Genomic DNA, 4,213 nt, shown 5'->3' with positions numbered 1-4,213 from the left:
GGCGAGCCTGCGTTGGAATCTCGCGCAGCATCCGGCGGACACGCACCTGTTTCTGATGAGCAACCGCCTGGCCGACGGACGGGATGTGTCCTGGTTCTGGGACATAGACCTCCGCGGCGTGCGCTACGCGATGGTGGCGGGAGAACGAGCGCTCGAAATGCTCATCCGCCTGCGCTACGAGCCTGCGGTGCAGGAAGCGCAAGCCTTCTCCCACAAGGCGGAGGCCTTCGCCGCAGCCCTCGCGCGAACGCCGCCCGGCGGGCGGGTTCTCGTCGTCGCGACCTACAGCAATCTCGCCCCCGCGCTGAAGCTCTTGCGCGCCTTGTCGCGACCGCGCGCCTCTTCCCGGCGCGGCACCGCGGCCGCGGGTGAGCCTCTGGCCGCGGCCCGCCTGCCCGTGCATCGGCCCCGCGCCTGCCGGCAAAAGGTGGTGCGGATCGGCCTGCTTTGCCCGGATCAGCTCGGCACCTATGCCGATAGCGGCAATGCCGTCGTGCTGCAGCGGCGCCTGGAATGGCGGGGCGTCTCCGCCTCGGTCATCCGCGTGGCAGCGGGAGACACGCTGGGTGCGCAAATCGACGTTCTGCTCCTTGGCGGCGGGGAGGATCGCGGCCAGCGCCTCGCGCTCGCGGCGCTTCGGCCATTGCGGGCCGCGCTCAAGGCGATGCTGGAGGATGGCGTGCCGGCGCTCCTGGTATGCGGAGGCTTCCAGCTTTACGGCCAGTCCCTGCCGCTCGGCGCGGAAGAGGTGGCGGGGTTGGGCCTCCTGCCACTCGTGACCCGGCCGGGTGCCCGGAGGCTGGTTGGCGGAATTGGCGTGCGCAGCACGCTGCTGGCGGAGCCGCTCGTTGGCTTCGAGAACCATCGCGGCTGCAGCGCCCTGCTCGACGGGGCGCGGCCTTTTGGATCGGTGCTGTGGGGGAATGGTAATGGGCCGGAAGGCTCGGCCGACGAGGGTCTCGTGCTTCACCGCACCATCGGCACCTATGCGCACGGTCCGGTACTCGCGCGAAACCCTGACCTCGCGGAGGTGATGCTCGGCTGGGTCGCCGAACGGCGGGGCTTTTCGCCCTTCGAGCCGCTGGATGACGGGCTGGAGCACCTTTCCGCGGCGCATCGGGCATAGAGCGGCTTGAAGGGCGCGAAAGCGAACCGGCACCGCTCTCGCCGGTGGCTGGCAGAGCCCTCTCCCGCGCTCCGACGGTGGGCGCGTCACCTCATTATCGTCAACCAGCCTTCCTCGACCCACCGCGGCTGGTCATCGTGTCGCCCCGGCACTTGAGCAGAGCTGCTGGCGGCAGGCGCCAAAGGCCGGCAAGATTGCGCTGAACCCGGTCAGCGCCACCCGCACCGGCATGCCGGGAAAAAGCGTCACCCGCATCACCTGCCCAGAGGCCGAGCCCGCCTGCATCGCATGCGTCAGCGCCGCGAAGTCACCCGCGCTGAGCGACGCCGCCGCCGTGTCCGAGGTTATCCTCACCGCTGGCAGGACGAAGGCGTCATGACCGATACTGATACGAAACGCCGCCGCAAGCCGCGCCGGCAGATCCCAATGCGCATTTGCCATCATGAAGAGCGGCCCAGCCCCGGTATCGCGCAGACCGACCGCCGCTTCCCGCTGCACCGCGAGGCAGCCGACCGACGGTGGCCGCGCTTTCGTCACCTGCTCCAGCATCGCCCAGGGGCCGGCGGTGGCCCGGCTCACCATGCGTGGGGGTGAGACGGGTGCGGCGACCGCGGGGCCGGCGGCGAGCGTAAGGGCGAGCCCGATTGCCAGAAGGCCAAAACGGACGCGTGTCACGGCGCAGGCGGCGGGCGCGTAGCGGCCCGCGCCCTTCCCTGCCGCAGGTGGAGGCCAAAGGGCAGATGCAGGCCACGCAGGCTGCCGTGATGCATCGCATACACCTTGGTGAATTCCGCCCCGAGCAGGAAGATCTGCGCCGAATAATAGACCCAGAGCAGCAGAATCACGAGCGCCCCCGCCGCACCATAGGAGGAAGCGATGCCGCTCGATCCGATATAGAGCGCGATTGCCGCTTTGCCGAGGGTATAGAGCAGCGCTGTGAAGAAGGAGCCAGCCAGCACGTCCTGCCATTTGAGCGCGCGATCCGGCAGCACCTTGTAGACGGCCGCGAAAAGTACCGTCGTGAACAGCAGTGAAAGCCCGATGTTGACCGCCTGCAGCATGAACCCCGCCCCTGGCACGACGCGATTGATGTGGTTCCAGGCAGCGCTCAGCGCCGCACTGATCGCGAGCGAAACGAGCAGCAGAAAGCCCAAGGTTACGACAAGACCTAGGCTTTGCGCCCGCGCCTTGATGAGGCGGGATACCGTTCCATGTTCAGAAGAATCTGTCTTCCAGATCGTGTTGAGCGAGGATTGCAACTCGCCAAAGACGCCGCTCGCCGTGATCAGCAGCATGACGATCGAAAACGCCGTCGCGATGATGCCGCTTTTGCGATTGGCGGCGCTCTGGATCATCGATTGCACAAGCCCTGCCGCATCATTGCCCAGCAGACCGCGCAGCTTCGTGAAGACGACGCCGCGCGCCGCATCCTCGCCGAAGACGAAACCTGCGATCGCAATCGCGACGACGAGGATCGGGGCGAGTGAAAAGATCGTGAAATAGGCGATGGCTGCACCGCGGCTGAGGCAATTATCCTCCATGAAGCCGTCGATCGTGCCGCGCGCCAGTTGGACGACGCCGTTCGACGTGACTTTCTCCAGAAAAGACATCGCCTCGCCTTTGCTGCGCCCCCGCGGCCATCCGCCGCCTAGGGGCACATGTTGTCTCGGGCGGAAGCGTCAAGGCAGGGTCGCCTCAACCCCTCAGGCGTTCGGCGTGCCAGCGCAGATGGTCGTCCATGAAGGTCGAGATGAAGAAGTAGGAGTGATCGTAGCCCTGATGCAGGCGCAGCCGGATCGGCTGGCCGTGCCGCTCCGCGGTGCGGCGCAACTCCTCAGGCATCAGCCCGCCTTCGAGGAATGGATCGGCCGCCCCCTGGTCGATCAGCATCTCGGGGAAGCGATGGCCATCCTCGATCAACAGGCAGGTATCGTAGGGGCGCCAATGCGCCTCGTCCGCGCCGAGATACTTGCCGAGCGCGGGGCGGGACCAATCGGCGAGCCCGGGCCGCACGATCGGCGCGAAGGCAGAGGCGCTGCGGAAGGTGTCAGGGTTTTTGAGCGCGATCGTCAGCGCGCCGTGGCCGCCCATCGAATGGCCGGTGATGCCTTGGCGCGCGAGATCCGCCGGGAATTGCGCGCCGATCAGCGCCGGCAATTCCCGCGTCACGTAGGAATACATGCGATAGCTGCGCGCGAAGGGCTCTTGCATCGCATCGAGGTAGAAGCCCGCCCCTTGGCCGAACTGCCAGTTCTCCGGCTCGTCCGGCACCCCAGGGCCGCGTGGCGAGGTATCGGGCAGCACGATCATCAGGCCGAGTTCCGCGGCCAGGCGGCGATATTCGCCCTTGTCCATGCAATTCGCATGCGTGCAGGTAAGACCCGAGAGAAACCAGAGCACGGGCACCGGGCGCGCAGCTGCCTGCGGCGGCTCGAAGACCGCGAAGGTCATCGCTGTTCCGGTCTCGGCCGATGCGTGGCGATAGACGCCTTGGCGGCCGCCATGGGCACAGGCAAGAGAGACAGTCTCGAGGACGGGGGCGGGTGCTGGGCTCATCGAGGGACCTTCGGGGCGGAGGTTGCGGCGGCTCGGCCGCCGGTAGGCGGGCCGGGCGCCCCCTGTCAAGCATCCTCGGCCTGCACGCTCACCCCCCGCGGCGCGTGCGCTCCCCGGCCTTGCTGTGCAGCCGCCCGACCAGCAGAAGATCAAGCGCGGCAATGACCCCTGCCAGCAACAGCCCGCCTGCCAGCGGCCGAAGAAATCGATCAGGCCGAGACCGAGATTGATGACGCCGAGGCTGCGGGCGAGAGTCGTGTTCTCCGGGGCATAGGAGCTGACGCGACGATCCTGCATGCGCCGCTTCCTTTGGGCTGTCGGCACTCTGCTCGAAACGGTGGTGCAGATCCCCGGGGGGAAGCCTTCGACGGTTATTGTTGGCGATCGACGTGGGAGGCCGGTGGGCCGCTTCGCAACGCAGGTAGGATGGGTGCAGGATTCAAGAGCGCGTGTCGGGCGGGACGATCGCGCGTGGAAGGCCATGCGCGGACGGAATCGCCGGGATTCGCAGAAGACGAGCCTCGCCCGCCA

4 protein-coding genes are annotated in these 4,213 nt (G+C 67.5%); 1 reads left to right on the top strand and 3 read right to left on the bottom strand.

The genetic code is table 11. The features are described from left to right. A partial coding sequence (locus ACYQ7X_RS17365) for a MurT ligase domain-containing protein (RefSeq protein ID WP_459698332.1) occupies positions 1-1,126 on the top strand: 1,126 nt, incomplete at its 5' end. A gap of 132 nt (positions 1,127-1,258) precedes the next feature. Here ACYQ7X_RS17365 and ACYQ7X_RS17360 read toward each other — a convergent pair. From ACYQ7X_RS17360 to fghA, 3 genes are all read right to left on the bottom strand, one after another. Continuing rightward, complete coding sequence (locus tag ACYQ7X_RS17360; protein ID WP_459698331.1) at positions 1,259-1,801, bottom strand: hypothetical protein; 543 nt, start codon at positions 1,799-1,801, stop codon at positions 1,259-1,261. Beyond that, complete coding sequence (locus ACYQ7X_RS17355; protein WP_459698330.1) at positions 1,798-2,736, bottom strand: YihY/virulence factor BrkB family protein; 939 nt, start codon at positions 2,734-2,736, stop codon at positions 1,798-1,800. The genes ACYQ7X_RS17360 and ACYQ7X_RS17355 overlap by 4 nt, the downstream gene beginning before the upstream one ends. A gap of 85 nt (positions 2,737-2,821) precedes the next feature. Continuing rightward, entirely contained in the window at positions 2,822-3,682 is an 861-nt protein-coding gene (gene fghA / locus ACYQ7X_RS17350) for an S-formylglutathione hydrolase (protein WP_459698333.1), read from the bottom strand. Positions 3,683-4,213: the final 531 nt, after the last annotated feature.

It is taken from the genome of Acidisoma sp. C75 (assembly GCF_054665095.1).
Note: the sequence above shows the minus strand (reverse complement) of the source record. Positions and strands in the feature narration are given on the sequence as shown.